Raw genomic sequence first — 19,885 nt, 5'->3', positions numbered from 1 at the left:
TTCGAGTCGCCACTGCAGTCTACCAGAAAACGAACAGAGCTCTCCAAGATGACCCGTCTCTACACTGCTTGTGCAACTGTTCGGAGGCCAGATGAACGATGCTAAACCGACCCGCCGCTCGTTTTTGAACTATGTTCTCGGCGGCGGGGTACTCGCCACGCTGGGGTCGGTGGTTTATCCGGCCTTTCGCTTTATCGTTCCCCCGCCCAGCGGCGAGGCTAACGTCTCTCAGCTCAAGCTGCCGTTCAAGCGGAGCGATATCGAGGCCGACCCCCAACGAGCCCGAACTTTCAAGTTCGGTCGCACGCTGGGCATAATTGTGGCCTCTGATGCCGGTGAACTCAAGGCGATGGCAGCCACCTGCACGCATCTGGACTGCACCGTGCAGCACCGCCCCGACCTCGGCATCATCTGGTGCGCCTGCCATAACGGGCGGTACGATCTCGACGGCAAGAACATATCCGGCCCGCCGCCCCGCCCGCTGGAGAGGTATGTGGTCAACGAGGTGGGAGAGGACATTTTCGTATCACGGGAGGGCGCATGATGACTGCACCGTCGGAAACTAAAGCCACCTCCAAATCGCGCGCTCACAACTGGCTCGATCAGCGCTTCAAGATCAGCGCACTGGTTGATTACATGGGTCACAAAGTCGTGCCGGTTCACGGGCATTCGATCTTCTACTACTTCGGCGGGATAACCCTGTTCCTGTTCATCGTGCAGGTAGTAACCGGCATTCTCCTGCTGATGTACTACCGTCCGGGCGCCGATTCGGCCTACGAATCGGTGCGCTTTATAGTCTCGGAAGTGGCCTTCGGGTGGCTCATACGGGCGCTGCATTCCTGGTCGGCGAACCTGATGATCTTGTTTGCCTTTCTGCACATGTTCACGGTGTACTTTACCCACGCCTACCGCAAGCCGCGCGAACTGACCTGGCTCTCGGGAGTCGGCCTGCTGGCTCTCGCGCTGGGTTTTGGTTTTTCCGGGTATCTGTTGCCCTGGAACGAACTCGCTTTCTTTGCGACTCGCGTAGGTACCGGCATGGCGGGCGCGATTCCGGTGATCGGCGACGAACTGCTGGTCATCATGCGCGGCGGCGAAGAAGTCACCGGCGCAACTATCGGACGGTTCTTCGGTCTTCACGTGGCAATACTTCCGGCGCTGTTCACGGTGCTGTTGTCGGTGCACTTGATTTTTGTCCAGCGCCAGGGGATGAGTGAGCCGCTCGAATGGCAGCACCTGCCCGCGTCGCAGAAGAAGTACCAGAAGTTCTTTCCCAACTTCCTTTATCGCGACCTGCTTGTTTGGCTGATCGCATTGAATGTTCTTGCGCTCCTGGCGGTGGTCTTTCCCGATGGTGTCGGGCCGATTCACTGGCCGCTTGGAACCAAGGCCGACCCGTTCGCCCCGCCGCCGCCGGTTATCCGGCCGGAGTGGTATTTCATGTTCGCCTTCCAGGCGCTCAAACTGCTGCCGCCGCACGTGCTGTTTATTGAGGGTGAGCTGTTCGGCATCCTGCTGTTCACGATCGGCGGGCTGATCTGGGCGCTGGTGCCGTTTCTTGATCGTAAGTCGCAGGTCAATCAGCGTTCCAGGCTGTACTACGCTTTCGGATACGTGGTGCTCGCGTTTATAATCATCATGACATTTCTTGGCTACGTGGCGGAGTAGGAGGCAGCAGATGTGTGAGCAGAAAGAGGTTTCCATCCACCCGACACCATCACGTGCCCGGCCCGCCGCCGGCGAGCCTTCATGTGCCGAGTTTGGTTGGGTTCGACCTCGTGGTGGACGAGGACGTCCACCACGCACAGCGAGAAGGTTTGCGGCGGTACTCGCCGTCCTGGCGTTTTCACCTGTGATAGCCTTCGCTGCCGAAGATAACTGCCTCACCTGCCATAAGGATATCGAGGACGAAGACGGCCCGGCACATCTCATAACGCGGGATATTCACTTTCAGAACGGTCTGGGCTGTGCCGACTGTCACGGTGGAGATCCGTCGCTCGACGACATGGACGATGTGCGCAAGAGCGCCGGCTACCGGGGTGTGCCGAATCACCTGCAAGTGCCTGATTTCTGCGCTCGCTGCCACTCCAATGCCTCCTACATGCGCAATCATAATCCGTCGCTGCCGACCGACCAGCTCGACAAGTACAAAACTTCGGTGCACGGCAAGCGGCTGTTCGAAAACCGGGACACGAAGGTAGCCAACTGTGTCTCGTGCCATGCGGTGCATCAGATCGGCGACGGCAAGCTGCCGCACTCCAGCACGCACCCGGTGAATGTTCCGGCCACCTGCGGTAAGTGTCATGCCGACCCGGCCTACATGGTCGAGTACAACATTCCCACCACCCAGCTCGACGATTACCTGCAGTCGGTGCACGGCAAGGCGCTGATCGAGCGGAACGATTTGGGCGCGCCCGCGTGTAACGACTGCCACAGCAATCACGGGGCGGCGCCTCCCGGCCACGAGTCCCTGGCGGCGGTATGCGGCAATTGTCATGTTTTTCAGATGGAACTCTTCGACAGATCGCCCCACAAGACGGCGTTCGCGGAAAATGATTTCCCCATGTGCGAAACCTGCCACTCCAACCACAGGATCGAGAAGCCACACGACGCGATGGTGGGGACGTCGGGGGGAGCGGTCTGCGCCGACTGCCATTCGGCTGACGACGGCACGAGGGCATTCGTGGTGGCTGATACCATGTCGACCGGTCTGTACAAGCTGGTCAGCGCGCGTGATCAAGCCAAGACTGTGCTCGATGACGCAATCGCCAAAGGGATGCTCACTACCGACGTGGAACTGATGCTCGGTGAGGTGGACCAGGCTCTGATCAAAGCCCGCACAGCTGTCCACGCTTTCGGAACTGCCGAGTTCAAGGGCAAGGCCGACACCGGAATCGCTAAAGCCGATACGGTCCTGGCCCGGTCGAAAGCGCTGATCGACAACTATTTCTTTCGTCGCAAAGGACTGGCGCTGGCCACCTTGTTCATTACTATCGTAGCGGTCTGCCTCTACCTCAGAATCCGCAAGCTGGGGTAGAAGAGTGGGATTTCGCCCGAGGGCGTAAGTGGACAACTGGACCGGCAGGCGGACAGCAATGGGGAGGGTCCGTACCGGGAATTGCCCCTAGAGTTAATTCCTTGTATGGTACGAACATCCATTGGTGCCAGTCACACCTGCTGGTGTCCGCGAAGGGGCGGGAAAAATCTCTTGACTTAAAAACGATTCCGGCTTTCTTCCACATTCTAATTGTGAAAACGGTCACATGCATTACGTGGCCGTTCGGGCCGAAAGGCTGATGATAGTGTCGGAATATCTGTCGATTCTTATATTTCTTGTAGTCGGGACAGGAATTGTCCTGTTTACCTTTTTCCTGGCGCGGCTGATTCGGCCGCGCAATCCGTACGCCGCGAAAGGGCTGGCCTACGAATGCGCCGAGGAACCGATCGGCGATTCCTGGATCAAGTTCAATCCCCGGTTTTATATCTTCGCGCTGATCTTTGTGATCTTCGATGTCGAGGTCGTTTTCTTGTTTCCCTGGGCAGTCGCTTTCGGACAGTTGGAGATGTTCGCCCTGATCGAGATGGTCATATTCATCGCGATTCTGTTTTACGGTCTGTATTACGCCTGGAAGCGGGGAGTGCTCAAGTGGGTCTAATCAAGAAGCTGCCGGTCTATACCGAGAGCATCCCCGGGGGCGCGATTGTGGCCACTAATCTCGAGGCAGTGCTGAATTTCGGGCGCTCCAAGTCGCTCTGGTATCTGCTGTTCGGTACCGCCTGTTGTGCGATCGAACTTATGTGCACGGGCGCATCACGCTACGACTTTGATCGCCTCGGCATGATTTTCCGCGCCTCGCCGCGCCAGGCCGACCTGATTATCGCTGCCGGCACGATCACCAAGAAGATGGCCCCACGGCTCCGCCGTCTCTACGATCAGATGTCCGAGCCGCGCTACGTAATCGCGATGGGCGGTTGCACGGTCAAGGGCGGCCCGTTCTACTATGACAGCTACTCGGTCGAGAAGGGGATCGACCATATCGTTCCGGTGGATATCTATATTCCCGGATGCCCGCCCCGGCCCGAATCACTACTGGAGGGTTGCCTCCACCTGCAGGAGAAGATAAGGAAACAGAAGTTGTCGGAGTGGCAAGAAAAGTAGCATGACGCAGCAGGAACTGACCGCATATATCCAGGCCAACTTCGACGGCAAGCTGACCTTGCTCGATACCGGACGGGCCGAACCGATGTTCGAGGTCAAGCCGGAAGATCTCGTGGACACGGCCCGTCATCTGCGTGACGACCCCCAGCTCAAGTTCGACTTTCTCTGCAATCTGGGCGGAGTCGATACCCGCCAACGGCTGGAGGTAGTGTACTCAATAGCGTCCATGACCAAACATCTCAGGTTGGATTTCAAGCTCGCCCTCGGATACGAAAATCCCTCGGCGGAGACCATCACTTCGGTCTGGCCGGCCGCCAACTGGTATGAGCGCGAAATGAATGAGCTGTACGGGATCGAGATCAGAAACCATCCCGATCTCAGACCGCTGCTTCTGCCCGATGACTGGGACCAGGGTCATCCGATGCTGAAAAACTGGGACGCCCCCGATTTTATCCGGATGCCGGAGCTGTAAGCCATGCCGGAACTGCACACCGAGGAATACCAGATCAACATGGGGCCGCACCACCCCTCGACCCACGGGGTGTGTCGACTGCTCTTGACCATGGACGGTGAGAAGGTGATGGATGTGGTGCCGTATGTGGGGTATCTCCACCGCTCGATTGAAAAGATCTGCGAGAACCGGACCTACCCGATGTGCATCCCGATACTGGATCGGTTCGAGTATGTGACGGCGATGTCATGCAACTATGTCTTTTCGCTGGCCGCCGAAAAGCTGGCGCAGATCGAAGTCCCCGAGCGGGCCGAGTATCTGCGTGTGATCATGCTCGAGCTCAACCGGGTGGCGTCGCACCTGATCTTCTTTGGCACCACCGCGATGGATGTCGGCGCGCTGACGCCGTTTCTGTACGGTCTCCGTGAGCGCGAGCTGATCATGGATTTGTTCGAGATGACCTGCGGCCAGCGCCTGACATACAACTACATCCGCATTGGCGGGGTATCGCGTGACATTCCCCCGGAATTTGTCCCCAAGTGCCGCGAGGCGATCAAAATCATCGAAAGCAAGCTCCCCGAGTATGAGGGTATTCTTAACGAGAATCCGATCTGGCTGGCCCGCATGAAAGGGGTCGGTTGTGCCGATCCGCGGCAAGCGATAGCCTGGGGAGTATCCGGGCCGGTGCTGCGAGCATCGGGAGTGAAATACGACCTGCGCCGCGATGACCCGTATTCGATCTACAACAAGTTCGACTTCGATATCCCCATACGGTGGAACGGCGACAACTATGACCGATACCTGGTCCGACTTGAGGAAATACGCCAATCTCTGAAGATTGTCTCGCAGGCGCTCGACGGTCTGCCGGAAGGTGAAGTCCGCGCCAAGGTCAAAGCGAAATTCAAGCCGCCGCCGGGCGAGGTGTATGTGCGAATCGAAAACTCGCGCGGCGAGATGGGTGTCTATCTGGTATCCGACGGTTCCGAAAAACCGGTGCGCGTGAAGACCCGGGGCGGATCGTTCAACCAGCTTCAGTTCCTGCCGGAGATTGTGCGCGGCAAGGGATACCTGATCGCCGATCTGGTGGCGATTTTCGCGACGTTTGACGTCATCCTGCCGGAGGTGGATAGATGATTCCCCTGGCGCTCGTTTCCCTTGAGTTGGCGGACATCTTTCGCTGGGCATATCAGCTCCTGGCCGATACCGGTCTCTCGCCGCTCTGGGTCATGGTAATCAGCTACACCGGGCTCAGCGTGGTCGTGTTCGGGGTGCTCGCGCTGGTGGCGCTCTTTCTCGTGTGGTGGGAGCGAAAGATCGCCGGTCATATCCAACAGCGATACGGACCGATGCGCAACGGCTGGCACGGCTGGTATCAGACCATCGCCGACGCCATCAAACTTCTGCAGAAAGAGGATGTCACCATCGATGCCCGCGACAAGTTTGTCTTCTTCTGGGCGCCTGTCATGTGTTTTGTCGCGGCGTTTCTCGCGTATATTTGCATCCCCTTCGGGGACGGGTTGATTGTCGCCGACCTGAACATAGGTATCCTGTACATCATGGCGGTGACTACATTCACTATTATCGCGCTGCTTATGGCGGGGTGGGGCTCGAACAACAAGTACGCCCTGCTCGGTGGAATGCGTTCGGCGGCACAGGTGATCTCGTACGAGGTGCCGATGGTGGCATCGATCCTCACGGTGGTGGTATTCGCGGGCTCGCTCTCGATGGTGGATATAGTCGAGTCGCAGAACGGCCTCGGCATATTCAACTGGTTCATTTTCCGCGTCCCGTTCGGCCCGATCGCCTTTCTCACCTACATCGTGGCCGCCACCGCCGAGGCCAACCGCACGCCGTTTGACATTCCAGAAGCGGAACAGGAACTGGTGGCCGGGTTCAATGTCGAGTACTCCGGGATGAAGTTTGCCATGTTTTTCCTGGCCGAGTTTGTCAACATGTTTACTGTCTCGGCGATAGCCGTGACGCTGTTTCTGGGCGGCTGGGACGGCCCCTGGTTGCCGTCGTGGCTATGGTTCCTCATCAAAACCCTGGCGGTAGTCCTGCTGCTGATGCTGTTTCGCTGGACCTACCCGCGTCTGCGGGTCGATCAACTGATGGAGTTCGCCTGGAAATTCCTCGTGCCGGTGACTTTCGGCAATCTGATTCTGGCCGCTCTGATGAAACAACTGGGCTGGTACTGGTAGCGATGGGTTGGTCTTGATATGGGTGTGCTGAAAGACATGTGGAATCTTCTCAAGGGGATGCAGATCACCGGCAAGCATCTGGGCAAGCACGCCGTCACCATCCAATATCCGGAGGAAAAGTGGCCGATGCCGGAGCGCTCGCGCGGCATTGTCGTGCTGCTCTCCGACAAGGAGACCGGTGAGCTTAATTGTACGTCGTGTCTGCTCTGCATGCAGGCGTGTCCTACTGCGGCCATCCGAATTGATGCCCCCCGCGGCGAAGACAAAAAACGTGTGCTCAAGTCTTTTGACATCGATTTCGGCCTCTGCTGTTTCTGCGGCCTGTGTGAGGAAGCCTGTAACTTCAGTGCGATCAAGATGGCCTCGAAATATGAGTTTTCCGCTCTCAACAAAGACGATCTGATCTGGGACGTGAAGAAACTGCAGGAAGTGGGACGCGACGTGGACTATATCGATACCCGCAAGAAGAAAGCGCCTAAAGAAGCCGCGCCGAAAGTTGCCGCAGTTGCCACGGCGTCCGCTCCGGCCCAGGCGTCACCGGTCGATCCGCCCGCCCCGTCGGCGTCCAGCCCGGAGGAGAGCCATGGCTGAGACCGCTCAACCCGGCTTTGTGTTCTGGGTGTTCTCGATTGTCATCCTGGTTTCGGGATTTATGGTCGTGTCCCTTCGGAATATCTTCCACTGCGCCATTTTTCTGATACTCTGCCTGTCCGGGGTAGCGGGGATTTTCGTTCTGCTGAGCGCCGAGTTCCTGGCGGCTGCGCAGGTGCTTATTTACGTGGGTGCGGTGGCGATCCTCATGGTCTTCGCGATAATGCTGACTTCAAACCTGGCCTCCAGAAAGATCGTTATGACGAATCAGAAAGCAGGTGTGGCGCTGCTGGCCTGCGTGGTATTCGCAGTGGGCGTCTTGTTCGTTATCAAGCTGACCACTAAGGCCCAGGTCTGGCAGATGGCCGAGGCCGCCCTGCCGGAGAACAATATCCTGACTATCGGTAAGCTGCTCCTGACCCAGTTCATGCTGCCGTTCGAGGTGGTCTCCGTGCTGCTGCTGGCAGCGATGATCGGCGCGATTGTGCTGGCTCGAAAGGAGAGCGCCTGATGCAGTACTACCTGATGCTGGCGGCAGTGCTTTTCGGAATCGGGCTGTTCGGTGTCATTACCCGGCGCAATACGGTCGGCATTTTGATGTCTTTGGAACTGATGTTCAACGCCGCCAACATAAATCTGGTCACATTCAATCGGTACGTGATGACCGACAGCCTCGCCGGACAGATGTTCGCGATCTTCATAGTAGTTGTTGCGGCGGCTGAGGCGACAGTCGGTCTGGCGATCGTGCTGCTCGTTTACCGGAACTGGCGCGGTATCGAGACCGAGAATTATTCGATTATGAAGTGGTAGGGCGCCGCGATGACCGAACTCTCATACCTGATTCCGCTGCTCCAGCTCTTCTCGTTCCTGATGATTGTGTTTTTCTTGCGCTGGCGGGAAAAATTGGCCTCGGGATTCGCCATCGGGATGATCGTCCTCGGCTGGGTCATGTCGATCGGGGTGCTGATAGAGACCATCGCCAAGTACGCCGGCGCCCACGGAGCGCACGTAACCCCTTACGAATGGAAGGTGCTGCTGACCGCCTTTTCGCGCGCCAACCTGGAGATCGGCATATTAGTCGATCCCCTCACCGCGATCATGCTGGTGGTAGTAACCACGGTCGGCAGTTGCGTGCAAATATACTCACTTGGCTACATGCACGGTGATCCCAAGTTCAGCCGCTTCTTTGCATATCTCTCGCTGTTTCTGTTTTCGATGCTCGGTCTCGTGCTGGCCAACAACTTCTTCATGATCTTCATCTTCTGGGAACTGGTCGGGCTGACCTCGTATCTGCTGATCGGTTTCTGGTTCGAGAAGAAAGTTGCGGCCGATGCCGGCAAGAAAGCTTTCATAACGACTCGCATAGGTGACCTCGGCTTCATCGGCGGACTCCTTTTGATCGGCACCTATGCGGGGACGTTTAATTACCATGAAGTCTTCGCCGCGGTATCCGGAGGCGCGATTGCTCCGGAGATTTTGGTCATCGCGGCGATTGGTGTCTTCTGCGGCGCAGTAGGCAAATCCGCGCAATTTCCACTGCACGTCTGGCTTCCCGACGCCATGGAAGGCCCCACGCCGGTCTCGGCACTGATCCATGCTGCTACAATGGTCGCTGCGGGAGTCTATCTCGTGGCACGAACTATGGACATCTTCGTCGGCTCGGCTGAGGCATCGTTTGTGGTGGCTACGATCGGCTTGATAACATCGTTCCTGGCCGCCAGTATTGCCCTGACGCAGAACGACATAAAACGCATCCTCGCTTATTCGACAGTCAGCCAGCTCGGTTACATGATCATGGCGCTCGGCCTGTACGGCTACGATACCGCCCACGGCCATCATTCGCCCGGCTACTACGCGGGGACGTTTCACCTGATGACCCACGCGTTCTTCAAAGGGCTGCTCTTCCTTGGCGCGGGGTCAGTGATTCACGCCGTGCACACCAACGACATTCGCGACATGGGCGGCCTGCTCCAAAAGATGCCCAGAACAGGGTGGACCTTTCTGATTGCGTCGGCGGCCATCGCCGGCATATTCCCGCTGGCCGGGTTCTGGTCCAAAGATGAAATAGTCGCCGCTACGTTGGGTCATCCAGTCTTCATGGTGTTCACGCTGCTGATCGCGTTCATGACCGCGTTTTACATGTGGCGTCTTTGCTTCCTGACGTTCTTCGGCGAGCCGCGTGACCACCACCGATACGAGCATGCCCACGAATCACCGGCGAATATGACCTGGCCGCTGATCTTTCTTGGCGTCCTCTCTGTCTGCGCCGGGTGGGTGGCGATACCGGGCTGGATGCCGGCGTTTGTCTATCACGGGGAGCCGTATCACATTCACTGGAATATCCCGCTGATGGTCGGCTCGGTGGCCATCGGTCTCGCGGGAATTGCGCTGGCCTGGCTGATCTACCACAAGAAAGCCATCTCGGCGGACAAGATCGCCGAGACGTTCAAGCCGCTCTACAATCTGTCTTACCACAAGTGGTGGTTCGATGAGTTCTATGACTTCATCTTGATTCGTCCGGTCATGGCGCTCACCCGCTGGCTGTGGAATTTTGACATCTGGATTATCGACGGCCTGGTAAACGGCTCGGCCTGGTTCACGGTTTTCTGGTCCGAGGCGAAGCAGGTGTTTGACGTGCACGTGGTCGACGGTGCAGTCAACGGCTCCGGTTGGGTGGTCAGGCAGATTGGTCATGGGCTGCGTTTCCTGCAGTCTGGCGGTGTGCAGTTCTATGCGTTGTTTATCCTGTTGATGATTGTGGTTCTGGGAATTTCGAGACTCTGGCCGAGTGCCTGGTGGCCGCTCATGGCCGTGGTCTTTCTGTTGGGTGCCTTGCTCCTTGGACTTTCGGCGCGGCGTCCCGCCGTTGAAACCGCGCCCGCCAAGACGCCGGAGAGCGACAAATAGGATAGAGACCTGGAGGATAGCGAATAGATGGGCATACTCAGTCAATTGATCTTCATCCCGCTGGTGGGGATGATCGTGGTCATGTTCCTGCCGAAACAGAACAAGTGGGCGGTGCGCTGGACCACGACTTTCTTCGCCGCGATCCCCTGCGTGCAGTCGCTGTGGCTCCTGGTGGACTACTACTACAACCATGCCGGATCGCACTTGATGGCCTATGTCGAGGGACCGTTCGACTGGGTGCCGGCGCTCAGCGTGCAGTATTATCTCGGCGCCGACGGCATCTCGGTGCCTTTGCTGGCGTTGACCGGACTGCTGTCGTTGATATCGGTGGTGGCGTCGTTCAATATCGAAAACCGGGTGAAAGAGTACTTCGCGTTCTTCCTGCTGCTCGAAGCCGGCATGATGGGTGTATTCGTGGCGCTCGATTTCTTCCTATTCTACGTGTTCTGGGAGATCATGCTGGTGCCAATGTATTTCCTGATCGGCATCTGGGGCGGCCCGAGAAAAGAGTACGCCGCCATCAAGTTCTTCCTCTACACCCTGTTCGGCTCGATTTTCATGCTCGTGTCCATCCTGATACTCTATTTCAACAGCGAGCCGCATACGCTGAATATCTTGACCCACATTCAGCAGGGTTCGATGCTGCCGTACACGCTCCAGATGATCTGCTTCATCTTCTTCTTTATCGCCTTCGCGATCAAAGTCCCTGTCTGGCCGTTCCATACCTGGCTGCCGGACGCGCATGTCGAGGCGCCCACGGCGGTATCGGTGATCCTGGCCGCGGTGTTGCTGAAAATGGGCACGTACGCCATGCTGCGCATCAGCTGGCCGATGTTCCCGTCGGCACTGCATGACAGCGCTTTCTATATCGCTCTGCTTGGCCTGATCGGGATCATCTACGGCGCGCTCGTTTCGATGGCGCAGAAAGATCTGAAAAAGCTGGTGGCGTATTCATCGGTATCGCACATGGGCTTCTGTATGGTGGCGCTGGCGGCCTACAATTCGGAGCAGGCGATAGCCGGCTGCATGTACCAGATGATCTCGCACGGCCTGCTCACCGGCGCCCTGTTCCTTCTGGTGGGCGTGATTTATGACCGGGCCCACACCCGTGAGATTGCCGCTTTCGGCGGACTCGGCACGAAGATTCCGGTCTACACGGCAATCATGGTGTTTTTCGCGATGGGCTCGCTCGGCCTGCCCGGTATGTCGGGGTTCATTTCGGAGTTCATGATCTTTGTCGGCTCGTTCGGTGTGCTGGAGCAGAAGTGGATTGTCGGCGGCGCGGTGCTGGGCGTGCTGCTCGGCGCGGCCTATTTACTGAGAATGGTCCAGCGCGTATTTCTCGGCCCGTTCGATGAATCCCGCTGGGGCTTCCTGACCGAGATCAACCTTCGCGAGATTCTGACTGTCGCACCGCTCATGGCGCTGACACTCTGGATCGGCGTGTACCCGAAACCGTTCGGCCTGCTGATGACACAGACGCTGCAGAACCTCATATCGCTGATGTCCCGGTAACGCCATGGAGTTCCAACTGCCTGAAGTCAGTCTGCGCATGATGGCGCCGGAGATCGTGCTGTTTCTCGGCGCGCTCCTGGTGATGACCGCCGATATCGTTACGCGCCGCCGGAACGGCAACCTGGTCGGTTATCTCTCCCTGGGCGTGCTGGCGCTGACCGGGGTAATCCTCGCGTACGCCGGCTACGGTCGCGGCTTCGGCAACATGTTCTTCAACAACCCGCTGGCGCTGTTTTTCAAGGTTATCTTCATAGGCGCCGCGTTCATGACGGTCGGTAGCTCGCTCGGCATCACGCACAAGAAGATCGTCAATCATCGCGGTGAGTTTTTCGGCCTCATCATGCTCTCGACTGTCGGCATGATGTTTCTGGCATCGTCGCGGGAACTGCTGTCGTTGTATATCGGCCTGGAACTGACCACCATTCCGCTCTTTGTGCTGGCGGCGTTCTTCAAAGATGACAAGAAATCGGTCGAGGCCGGTATCAAGTACTTGATCGTCGGTGCGTTCTCGTCGGCGCTGCTGCTCTATGGTATTTCGTTCCTGTATGGCTTGTGCGGCAGCACCGACCTGCTTCAGATGCAGATGAGCCTTGCTACCAAGCAGCTGTACACGCAGGGGGAGATGGGAGCGATTCTCCTCCTGGCGATAATCGCCATAGTCGCCGGTCTCGGGTTCAAGCTCGCCCTGCCGCCGTTTCATCAGTGGGCACCCGATGTGTACGAGGGCGCGCCGACACCGGTGACTGCGTTTCTGTCGGTCGGCTCCAAGTCGGCCGGACTGGTGGCTTTTATCAATGTCGTGGTGGTCGGACTCTTCTCGTTCTACGAACCGCTCATGGCGCCGAACGACTGGGGAGTCCTGGTGGGCGTGCTGGCCGCGGCGGCGATGATCCTGGGCAACACTGTCGCAATCCGTCAAACCAACATCAAACGGATGCTGGCGTACTCGTCGATTGCTCACGCCGGCTACGTGATGATCGGCATGCTCGCCATGAACGAGTTGGGCCTGGCCTCGGTAGCGTTTTATATGTTTGCGTACCTGTTCACCAATATGGGAGCCTTCGCAATCGTCACGCTTTTCGAAGATAAGACCGGCAGTTGCGAGATTGCGGAGTACGACGGCCTGGCGCGAAGCTCGCCGTTTATCGCCCTGTCCCTAACGGTGTTTCTGTTATCGCTGACCGGTATTCCGCCGCTGGCTGGGTTTGTTGGCAAGTTCTACGTCTTCGCGGCGGCGATCAAACAAGCCGGCAGCCGGCCGGGCCTGCAATGGCTGTACTGGCTGGTCGGTGTGGGGCTGCTGACATCGGTGTTCGCCCTGTACTATTATGCCAACGTGATTCGCCTGATGTATTTCGGCAAGCGCGCCGAACCGGTAACTATGGCCTTCAATCCGCCGGCGGTGGCGGTCATTCTGCTTGGCCTGGTCGGCGTGATTCTCTTCGGCCTCTATCCCCAACCGATAATCCAGTTCGCCTCGCAAATCCCTCTCTCGTTCGGCTTCATACTCCCTTGACCCCGGCTTCAAAATGTGTTTTGTTCCAGCTGGTTACCGCCCTTAACCGGCGGTAGTGTGCCCGTCTGCGATGAAACTATGTCGGTAGCCGGTTCTATATTTGACATATTTAAGAAGTACTTCCTTGGCGGAGTGCTGGTGGTCGTGCCGATTATCATCACCTTTTTGGTACTCCGCTTTCTGTTTGAGACGATCGACGGAATTCTCGGCCCGTACCTGGGAAAACTGCTGGGGACTTATCATATCGGCCTCGGCGTGCTGGCCACGCTGCTGATTATCTTGCTCGCCGGACTGCTGACCCGCAACCTGATCGGGTCGGAGCTCTATCGTATCGGCGACCGCCTGCTGGCCGGACTGCCTTTTGTTCGTCCTATCTACGGCGCCAGTAAACAGCTGCTGACTTCGATTACCAGCGCCGACAAAACGTCGTTCCAGCAGGTTGCTATGATCGAGTACCCGCGAATCGGCGCTTATAGCATCTGTTTTATTACGCAGCGCGTCACTATAGTCAGTTACGGGAAGGAGCGAGTGTACTGCATCTGTTTCATTCCCTCGACGCCCACCCCCGTATCCGGAATGACCGTGATGATCCCGGAGGAAGAGGTGAGAATTATCGATATGACAATCGAAGATGGTGTTAAGTTCTGTGTGTCCGGCGGGGTGGTGTCGCCCAAGGTGATCAGGAGCGGCTCGCCCGCGCCGGTCGTTGTCGACAAGGGTCAGAGTATATGAAACTTGCTAATTTGCTCATGGAGCGGCGGATCAGGCTGGATCTGCGGGCCCGAACTAAAGACGAGGCGGTGATCGAGCTGCTCGAGCAGATCACGTCCGAGGGAATCAGCCTTGATCTCGTCAAAATCATGCAGTCGATCCGCGAGCGCGAGGAAATCGAGAACACCTCGTACGGGCGCGGATTCGCCTTCCCGCACGCCCGCACCGATGCCGTGTCCGAAATGTACATCCTGATCGGCATCTCACGCGAAGGGTTGCTTGAGAAGACCGCCGACAATATCCCGGTGCATGTCATCTGCCTGCTGCTCACGCCGTCGACTATCGCCAAACTCTACCTGCAGACGCTGTCCGGCCTGGCTGCCTTTGCCCGCGGCGAGGGAACCCTTCAAAAAGTGCTGGCGGCCGCTACCAAGGCGGATCTGATCAAACTGATCGCCGATACCGGGGTGACGGTCGACAAGGAACTGATGGTCAAAGACGTCATGCGGCACAATGTCGCCAAGGTGACGCCCGAGGACACGCTCAAAGAAGTGGCCAACCGGATGTTCCGCCACCGCCTGTCGGCCCTGGCGGTGGTCGATCAGAACGACAAGCTGCTCGGTGTGATCGACGACCGCGACTTGATCAAGGCTGCGCTGCCCGACTACAAGGCGCTTATCTCCAATCTCAATTACTCGCTCGATGTCGAGCCGTTCGAGGAGCTGCTAAAACGAGAAGATAAGATCAAAGTCGCGCAACTGTTTCGACAGGACTACGAGGTGGTCAGTCCGGATACGAGAATTGTCGAGGTTGCGGCGATGATGATTTTCAAGGACGTGCGTCGCGTGTTCGTCACCGATCAGCACACGCTCGTGGGGGTTCTGCTGAGAAAAGACATCGTCAACATGGTGATTCGCGGCTGAGAATCCACGACACAGGAATTACTACATGAGTGCACCCCGCGAGCGGCTTGAAGTAAAGTCCGGCGTCTACATACTCCTGTATCTGGCCTTCCTGGTGACCATACCGGGAATGTACTTCGGTTATACTCACACGCATCTGACACCCTGGCTCGGCGCGCTCGTGTTCGGCGTGGGTATCTTTGGCGCGGCGTTTATACTTAGCTGGGGCGCGGAAGCCGCCGAGATCGACATCTCGGAATCACTGGCGGTGGCGCTGCTCGCGCTGATTGCCGTTCTGCCGGAGTACGCTGTCGACTTTGTCTTTACCTGGAAGTCGGCTCACGATCCCACCCAGGCGCATTACGCCATTGCCAACATGACCGGCGCGAACCGATTGCTGGTCGGGGTCGGTTGGCCGGTTATTCTTTTCGTCTTTATCCTGGCGTGGAAAAAGAAAGAGCTCGTCCTCGACGAAAGCCAGCGTTGCGAGATCTTCTATCTCGCCATGGCGACACTTTATTCGTTCATCATTCCCCTCAAGGGCAGCCTCAATCTCATCGATACGGTCATCCTGGTAACTCTCTTCGTGCTTTACACTCGGCGGGCTGCCCAGATGGAGGTCACCGAGCCGGAGTTTGTCGGGCCGGTGAAGGTTTTGGCCAACATGAATGATCTGCCCCGGCGGATCATGACGGTGATCTTCTTCATATGGTCCGGCGCCGCGATTTTTCTCGTGGCCGAGCCGTTCGCCGAGTCACTGGTGGAGACCGGGCACCAGCTCGGGGTGAGCGAGTTTTTGCTCGTGCAGTGGCTGGCGCCGATCGCGTCCGAGGCGCCCGAGTTCATCATCGCGATCACCTGGACCCTGCGGGGCAGCGCACAGTCGGCCATCAAAGCACTGATATCCTCGAAAGTGAACCAGTGGACCTTGCTGGTCGGCACGATCCCGCTCGTGTTCGCGATCTCGGGTGGCGCGATCCGCCCGTTCGTGCTCGATACCCTCCAGCAGCACGAGTTGTACCTGACCGCCGCCCAGTCGATCTTCGCCGTCGCTGTGCTGGTCAATTTGAAACTGAGCCGCATGGACGGTATATTGCTGGTGGTGTTGTTCACGGCCCAACTTGTTGTATCGAAAATCAGGATGGAGGTCGCCGCGGTGTATGTGGTGCTGGCGATAGTTTATCATATCCTGAACCGCAAGCATCTGCTTCCCGCGGCAATAACCGGTTTGGGCCTCAAGCCGCGGAAGAGGTAGAGCAGGTCCGCTTCGCCTGCTCACCTTGGCGTGAACCTGCCAGTCGGTGGCCCACCTCTTTCCGTGCGCGGCAGACGTCCTGAGGCTGTCCCAAAAGTTTTGGTTTGAGTTGCGTCAGGCCCTTAGCCCGCCACTCCCGGGGACCGGGAGTAATAGGGCAGTGACCTGACGCCATTGGAGATGAGAGAATTACGGCGGCAGGTCTCCGTCCGCGTCCGTCTTTCGACGAGCGCTACAGAGGGCCTGCCGCAACTTTTCCAGCTTATGAGACAGCCTCTCCCGGTCTGCCCGTGTATCGAAAAAGGATCCGGAAGGGGCAGACCAGGACTGCCGCCCACGAGCCCGCCAATCAACTCGCCTACCTGATCACACAACCTGCTTCGGTCGTGGAACCGCAACACCCTTGACTATCAGCCATAGCGCAAGCGGGACCTCGAACAGGAGCATCGGCAACCAGATGAGCTGTGTTATCAGGCCCCGGAGGGCTCCTGCGAGCTGCAGGGGCAGGGCGATAACTAACAGAACCGACGCAACCACGCCCAGCCATGCGAGCGAGACCGGGATCATGCGACCGCGCAGCATGAGCCAGGCGAAGAAGGTGCTCCCCGCGGCGAAGAAGGTCGCGGAGAGAGCCATTTCGTTTCTAAAGAGGTACGCGGCAAGCGCGTGCCCAGCCGTGATGTCGGGCGCATCCGGACCGGCGGCAGTCGCCAGCCACTGCAGCGCCAGCGTGGAAGAAACCGACAGGCCACCCATTACCCCCTCAACGACTCGACTAATCATCCCCAGCATCGCCAGATCTCTGTCCTGATCGCGCGTGATAGCGTAGAGCGTAACAGCAAGGGTCAGAGCGGCGAAGCTTTGGGCCAGTCCGAGCACTACGACAACGCCCATGTCTGACCCGTGCTGGGCGATGCTCGCGAGCCTTTCGGAAATCCCGTCTCCGGCCGCTGCCCGGCCGTAAACTGCCATACTGGTGAGTCCGGCGGCTATGTAGCCCAGAAACGTGATGCCCGCGATTCTCGCGTTCGTCCTCAGAGTCATGTGTGGGTCTCCTTCGTTGGTTGCAGGTTGCTCCGATGTCCCGTGTAAACACGATGCGTAATGCGACAAGTTGCATCTTCTATACCATGATAGGCCCCGGTGGCCCGCCAATGATGGTTCGGTGAGTGTGCTGGCGGGAGAGTCGCTTAAGCGAATCCGACGACCCACAGCAAGCGGCGGGCTACCTGATGTCGGGCAGGGTCGCCCGACAGTACCCAATGGCAGAACCACTCGCCGAAGCGGCGAGGGTTCTGCCCTACTATTTTCTATGGGCCACCATCGCCGAGGCCTGCGCGCTCGGCAAAATCACGACCTGCGCTATTTGCACGTTCTCCGGGCGGGTGGCCGCCCAGACGATCGCGTCGGCGACATCATCCCCCGTGAGCGGCGTAATGCCGGAGTAGACTTTCTTCGCCCGCTCCTTGTCGCCGTAGAAACGTACGTCCGAGAACTCGGTCTCGACCATGCCCGGGTCGACTGTCGTCACCCGCACCGGCGTGTCCACTAGGTCCATGCGCAACCCCTTCGTGAGGGCGTCGACCGCAAACTTACTGGCGCAATAGACATTCCCGCCGGGGTAGACCTCGTGGCCGGCAATCGAGCCTATATTGATCACGTGCCCGCGGCCCCGGGCCACCATTCTCGGAGTCACCGCCCGGCTGACCCAGAGTAGTCCCTTTATGTTGGTATCGATCATCTCCTCCCAGGATTCCGGACGACCCTCGTGGAGTTTGCTCAAATCACGGCTGAGCCCGGCGTTGTTTACCAGAATGTCGATGTCGCGCCATTCCGGGGGCAACCCCGCAATTGCCAAATCAACTTCGTTGCGGTCACGAACGTCGAGTTTGAGAACATGACTGGGGTTGGGGAGTGCGCGAGCCAGCTCCCGAAGCCGCTCATCGCGCCGCGCCGCGACTATGACACGGGTGCCTGCCTGGGAGAATCGAATCGCGGTTGCCCGTCCGATCCCGGACGATGCCCCGGTTACAAGTACGATTTTGTCGGTTAGAGTGGCCATCAATCACGCTCCGCTCAGTTGAAGAAGTGGCGGCAATTTAGGCACGGGGCCTCAACGAGTCAAACCTGGTCTGATGTCTGGGATTTGAAGCCTCCGCTTGGAAGGTGGGCAGAAGACTGCTTTTTTTCAGAATCTGAACAGCAACAATTGAGCATCGGCTGTCGTCTCCGACCGGCGGACGGCTTCGCTGTTCAAAATCTGCACAATATGCCTGGTATTCAGGCGGGTTGGTTCGGTCGTAAGTTGTTGGGCGGCAATCGGGTGAGATTCTTGGCCGATGGTGAGGTTGCGCTGTCGTGTCGGCACGTCTCCTGCAATGGTCTTTTCGGAGAAATATCAACAAAACCGGACTCCAGCCCGATACTATAATGAGAGATACGAAGCTGAGCTCCATCGGGCCGCGGGGGCTGGTTCGAAGGAGTTGGCAATGGCAGGTAAATCGGTACGTAAGGATACCAAAGTAGTGCGACCCCCGAAACGCTACTGGCACCTGTACAGCCTGCAAAATCTGCAGACCCATAAGCTGACCGAGATTGTCAACAAGGTACTCCGCCGCGAGTACATCTTGATAAAATAATCTCAAAGATTTTTGCTTGACTAGCGGTGGCCGGCGGCCTACGTTGGGCAACCATTATGTACGTGTCGGAACGTACTGTCGATCCCAGGCTTTGACATACAGAATTTCGGCACAAACCTGTTGAATCACGGATGTTTGACAGAAGATTGACATTTATTGTTGTTCCTGACTCGAGCAACCTCTCTAGGCAGCTTTCGGTCCGCGTTTGGTACCTCTGGGCCGGACTGGCCGGAGTAGCTGTCCTGCTGCTGCTCAGCTCGCTTCTGGCATCGGCCTATCTTACCGGTGAGGTTGACCAGGCAGAACTTGAGCGGCTTAGGGCTGAAAACAAGGTACTGGCCGACAAATACACCCAGCTGCGTGCTGATCTTGAAAAAACCGATGCTCGTTATAACGAATTGGTGCAAAAAGAGATAGCAATACGCACCGCGTTCGGCCTACCCGAAATTAATGTCGAAGAACGTCAACTCGGAGTCGGTGGGCCATTGGTGCATTTGGCCCCTATGATTGACGAAACCACGCGGCTGGCAGTGGTCTCGGAGGCCGAGATTGACCGGTTGCTTCGCCTTTCATCCTTTGAGCTCGAAAAGTATGCTGAACTCGAGGCCGGCCTTGAGGACATCAAAGATCGTCTTGATCACACCCCTTCGATCTGGCCGGTAAGGGGCTGGCTCTCAAGGGGATACGGTATGAGGCCGGATCCGTTCACGGGCTACCGTCGGCTTCACCGCGGTGTCGACATATCCAGCAATACCGGCACTCCGATAATCGCTCCGGCGGCCGGCAGAGTTAAGGCGGTAGTCGTGGATCGGGCATTGGGTAAACTTATTGAGATTGATCACGGCTATGGTTTCGTCACCCGCTATGGCCATTTGTCGGCGTTCGACGTCCAGCGCGGGCAGTTGGTGGAGCGGGGCGAGACGATCGGCAGGGTAGGCTCGACTGGATATTCCACCGGCCCACACCTGCACTATGAGGTTTGGCGAAACGGCAAAGTACTCAATCCGCACGATTACATTATAAACGACATGTAGTTAC

Annotated in this window: 21 protein-coding genes; 19 read left to right on the top strand and 2 right to left on the bottom strand. The window is 57.8% G+C overall.

Annotated features, from left to right (window positions below):
* Nucleotides 1–91: 91 nt before the first annotated feature.
* The 17 genes from AB1772_08165 (at nucleotide 92) to AB1772_08085 (ending at nucleotide 16,208) form a co-directional block, all read left to right on the top strand.
* A complete protein-coding gene (locus tag AB1772_08165; GenBank protein MEW5796324.1) occupies nucleotides 92–544 on the top strand; it encodes a ubiquinol-cytochrome c reductase iron-sulfur subunit in 453 nt (150 codons plus the stop codon).
* Nucleotides 541–1,668 carry a cytochrome b N-terminal domain-containing protein gene (locus AB1772_08160; GenBank protein MEW5796323.1) on the top strand — a complete coding sequence of 376 codons (1,128 nt, stop codon included), beginning with the start codon at nucleotides 541–543 and terminating at the stop codon, nucleotides 1,666–1,668. Before AB1772_08165 ends, AB1772_08160 begins: the two co-directional genes overlap by 4 nt.
* Nucleotides 1,669–1,852: 184 nt before the next feature.
* Nucleotides 1,853–3,037, top strand: coding sequence for a cytochrome c3 family protein (locus AB1772_08155; GenBank protein ID MEW5796322.1), 1,185 nt, complete (start codon nucleotides 1,853–1,855; stop codon nucleotides 3,035–3,037).
* Nucleotides 3,038–3,296: 259 nt separating this feature from the next.
* Complete coding sequence (ndhC, locus tag AB1772_08150; protein MEW5796321.1) at nucleotides 3,297–3,656, top strand: NADH-quinone oxidoreductase subunit A; 360 nt, start codon at nucleotides 3,297–3,299, stop codon at nucleotides 3,654–3,656.
* Nucleotides 3,656–4,159, top strand: a complete 504-nt coding sequence (locus tag AB1772_08145; GenBank protein ID MEW5796320.1) for an NADH-quinone oxidoreductase subunit B family protein — start codon at nucleotides 3,656–3,658, stop codon at nucleotides 4,157–4,159. Before ndhC ends, AB1772_08145 begins: the two co-directional genes overlap by 1 nt.
* A gap of 1 nt (nucleotide 4,160) precedes the next feature.
* Nucleotides 4,161–4,631 carry an NADH-quinone oxidoreductase subunit C gene (locus AB1772_08140; protein ID MEW5796319.1) on the top strand — a complete coding sequence of 157 codons (471 nt, stop codon included), beginning with the start codon at nucleotides 4,161–4,163 and terminating at the stop codon, nucleotides 4,629–4,631.
* Nucleotides 4,632–4,634: 3 nt separating this feature from the next.
* Nucleotides 4,635–5,744 carry an NADH-quinone oxidoreductase subunit D gene (locus tag AB1772_08135; GenBank protein MEW5796318.1) on the top strand — a complete coding sequence of 370 codons (1,110 nt, stop codon included), beginning with the start codon at nucleotides 4,635–4,637 and terminating at the stop codon, nucleotides 5,742–5,744.
* The gene (gene nuoH, locus AB1772_08130) at nucleotides 5,741–6,811 is read left to right on the top strand and encodes an NADH-quinone oxidoreductase subunit NuoH (GenBank protein MEW5796317.1); all 1,071 of its coding nucleotides are present in this window, start codon (nucleotides 5,741–5,743) and stop codon (nucleotides 6,809–6,811) included. Before AB1772_08135 ends, nuoH begins: the two co-directional genes overlap by 4 nt.
* An 18-nt stretch (nucleotides 6,812–6,829) precedes the next feature.
* Nucleotides 6,830–7,402 carry an NADH-quinone oxidoreductase subunit I gene (locus AB1772_08125; protein MEW5796316.1) on the top strand — a complete coding sequence of 191 codons (573 nt, stop codon included), beginning with the start codon at nucleotides 6,830–6,832 and terminating at the stop codon, nucleotides 7,400–7,402.
* On the top strand, nucleotides 7,395–7,913 hold the full coding sequence (locus AB1772_08120; protein MEW5796315.1) for an NADH-quinone oxidoreductase subunit J: 519 nt from the start codon (nucleotides 7,395–7,397) through the stop codon (nucleotides 7,911–7,913). The genes AB1772_08125 and AB1772_08120 overlap by 8 nt, the downstream gene beginning before the upstream one ends.
* A complete protein-coding gene (nuoK, locus tag AB1772_08115; protein MEW5796314.1) occupies nucleotides 7,913–8,212 on the top strand; it encodes an NADH-quinone oxidoreductase subunit NuoK in 300 nt (99 codons plus the stop codon). The genes AB1772_08120 and nuoK overlap by 1 nt, the downstream gene beginning before the upstream one ends.
* Before the next feature lie 9 nt (nucleotides 8,213–8,221).
* Nucleotides 8,222–10,309: an NADH-quinone oxidoreductase subunit L gene (gene nuoL / locus AB1772_08110; protein MEW5796313.1), complete on the top strand. Its 2,088-nt coding sequence runs from the start codon at nucleotides 8,222–8,224 to the stop codon at nucleotides 10,307–10,309.
* A 27-nt stretch (nucleotides 10,310–10,336) separates the two neighbouring features.
* Nucleotides 10,337–11,824 carry an NADH-quinone oxidoreductase subunit M gene (locus AB1772_08105; protein ID MEW5796312.1) on the top strand — a complete coding sequence of 496 codons (1,488 nt, stop codon included), beginning with the start codon at nucleotides 10,337–10,339 and terminating at the stop codon, nucleotides 11,822–11,824.
* A gap of 4 nt (nucleotides 11,825–11,828) precedes the next feature.
* Complete coding sequence (locus AB1772_08100; GenBank protein MEW5796311.1) at nucleotides 11,829–13,340, top strand: NADH-quinone oxidoreductase subunit N; 1,512 nt, start codon at nucleotides 11,829–11,831, stop codon at nucleotides 13,338–13,340.
* Nucleotides 13,341–13,397: 57 nt separating this feature from the next.
* Nucleotides 13,398–14,072, top strand: a complete 675-nt coding sequence (locus tag AB1772_08095; GenBank protein MEW5796310.1) for a DUF502 domain-containing protein — start codon at nucleotides 13,398–13,400, stop codon at nucleotides 14,070–14,072.
* A complete protein-coding gene (locus AB1772_08090) occupies nucleotides 14,069–14,974 on the top strand; it encodes a CBS domain-containing protein (GenBank protein MEW5796309.1) in 906 nt (301 codons plus the stop codon). The genes AB1772_08095 and AB1772_08090 overlap by 4 nt, the downstream gene beginning before the upstream one ends.
* Before the next feature lie 25 nt (nucleotides 14,975–14,999).
* Nucleotides 15,000–16,208 carry a sodium:calcium antiporter gene (locus tag AB1772_08085; protein ID MEW5796308.1) on the top strand — a complete coding sequence of 403 codons (1,209 nt, stop codon included), beginning with the start codon at nucleotides 15,000–15,002 and terminating at the stop codon, nucleotides 16,206–16,208.
* 366 nt (nucleotides 16,209–16,574) lie between these two features.
* On the opposite strand, the gene AB1772_08080 is transcribed toward AB1772_08085, so the two are convergent.
* Nucleotides 16,575–17,252, bottom strand: coding sequence for a DUF4386 domain-containing protein (locus AB1772_08080; GenBank protein ID MEW5796307.1), 678 nt, complete (start codon nucleotides 17,250–17,252; stop codon nucleotides 16,575–16,577).
* A gap of 259 nt (nucleotides 17,253–17,511) precedes the next feature.
* Nucleotides 17,512–18,270, bottom strand: coding sequence for an SDR family oxidoreductase (locus tag AB1772_08075; protein MEW5796306.1), 759 nt, complete (start codon nucleotides 18,268–18,270; stop codon nucleotides 17,512–17,514).
* 427 nt (nucleotides 18,271–18,697) lie between these two features.
* On the opposite strand from AB1772_08075, the gene AB1772_08070 reads away from it, so the two are divergent.
* Nucleotides 18,698–18,847 (top strand): hypothetical protein, encoded by a 150-nt coding sequence (locus AB1772_08070; GenBank protein ID MEW5796305.1) that lies wholly within the window; start codon nucleotides 18,698–18,700, stop codon nucleotides 18,845–18,847.
* A 131-nt stretch (nucleotides 18,848–18,978) separates the two neighbouring features.
* Nucleotides 18,979–19,881, top strand: a complete 903-nt coding sequence (locus AB1772_08065; GenBank protein ID MEW5796304.1) for a M23 family metallopeptidase — start codon at nucleotides 18,979–18,981, stop codon at nucleotides 19,879–19,881.
* The last annotated feature ends 4 nt before the right edge of the window (nucleotides 19,882–19,885 follow it).

It is taken from the genome of Candidatus Zixiibacteriota bacterium (genome assembly GCA_040752815.1).
GTDB lineage: Bacteria > Zixibacteria > MSB-5A5 > GN15 > FEB-12 > JAGGTI01.
This window is presented reverse-complemented; position numbering and strand designations above follow the sequence as displayed.

Coding starts and splice junctions, on each gene's coding strand:
- AB1772_08165 (MEW5796324.1), top strand. CDS start 92: ATGAACGATGCTAAACCGACCCGCCGCTCGTTTTTGAACTATGTTCTC.
- AB1772_08160 (MEW5796323.1), top strand. CDS start 541: ATGATGACTGCACCGTCGGAAACTAAAGCCACCTCCAAATCGCGCGCT.
- ndhC (MEW5796321.1), top strand. CDS start 3,297: ATGATAGTGTCGGAATATCTGTCGATTCTTATATTTCTTGTAGTCGGG.
- AB1772_08140 (MEW5796319.1), top strand. CDS start 4,161: ATGACGCAGCAGGAACTGACCGCATATATCCAGGCCAACTTCGACGGC.
- AB1772_08135 (MEW5796318.1), top strand. CDS start 4,635: ATGCCGGAACTGCACACCGAGGAATACCAGATCAACATGGGGCCGCAC.
- nuoH (MEW5796317.1), top strand. CDS start 5,741: ATGATTCCCCTGGCGCTCGTTTCCCTTGAGTTGGCGGACATCTTTCGC.
- AB1772_08125 (MEW5796316.1), top strand. CDS start 6,830: ATGGGTGTGCTGAAAGACATGTGGAATCTTCTCAAGGGGATGCAGATC.
- AB1772_08120 (MEW5796315.1), top strand. CDS start 7,395: ATGGCTGAGACCGCTCAACCCGGCTTTGTGTTCTGGGTGTTCTCGATT.
- nuoK (MEW5796314.1), top strand. CDS start 7,913: ATGCAGTACTACCTGATGCTGGCGGCAGTGCTTTTCGGAATCGGGCTG.
- nuoL (MEW5796313.1), top strand. CDS start 8,222: ATGACCGAACTCTCATACCTGATTCCGCTGCTCCAGCTCTTCTCGTTC.
- AB1772_08105 (MEW5796312.1), top strand. CDS start 10,337: ATGGGCATACTCAGTCAATTGATCTTCATCCCGCTGGTGGGGATGATC.
- AB1772_08100 (MEW5796311.1), top strand. CDS start 11,829: ATGGAGTTCCAACTGCCTGAAGTCAGTCTGCGCATGATGGCGCCGGAG.
- AB1772_08090 (MEW5796309.1), top strand. CDS start 14,069: ATGAAACTTGCTAATTTGCTCATGGAGCGGCGGATCAGGCTGGATCTG.
- AB1772_08085 (MEW5796308.1), top strand. CDS start 15,000: ATGAGTGCACCCCGCGAGCGGCTTGAAGTAAAGTCCGGCGTCTACATA.
- AB1772_08080 (MEW5796307.1), bottom strand. CDS start 17,252: ATGACTCTGAGGACGAACGCGAGAATCGCGGGCATCACGTTTCTGGGC.
- AB1772_08075 (MEW5796306.1), bottom strand. CDS start 18,270: ATGGCCACTCTAACCGACAAAATCGTACTTGTAACCGGGGCATCGTCC.
- AB1772_08070 (MEW5796305.1), top strand. CDS start 18,698: ATGGCAGGTAAATCGGTACGTAAGGATACCAAAGTAGTGCGACCCCCG.
- AB1772_08065 (MEW5796304.1), top strand. CDS start 18,979: ATGTTTGACAGAAGATTGACATTTATTGTTGTTCCTGACTCGAGCAAC.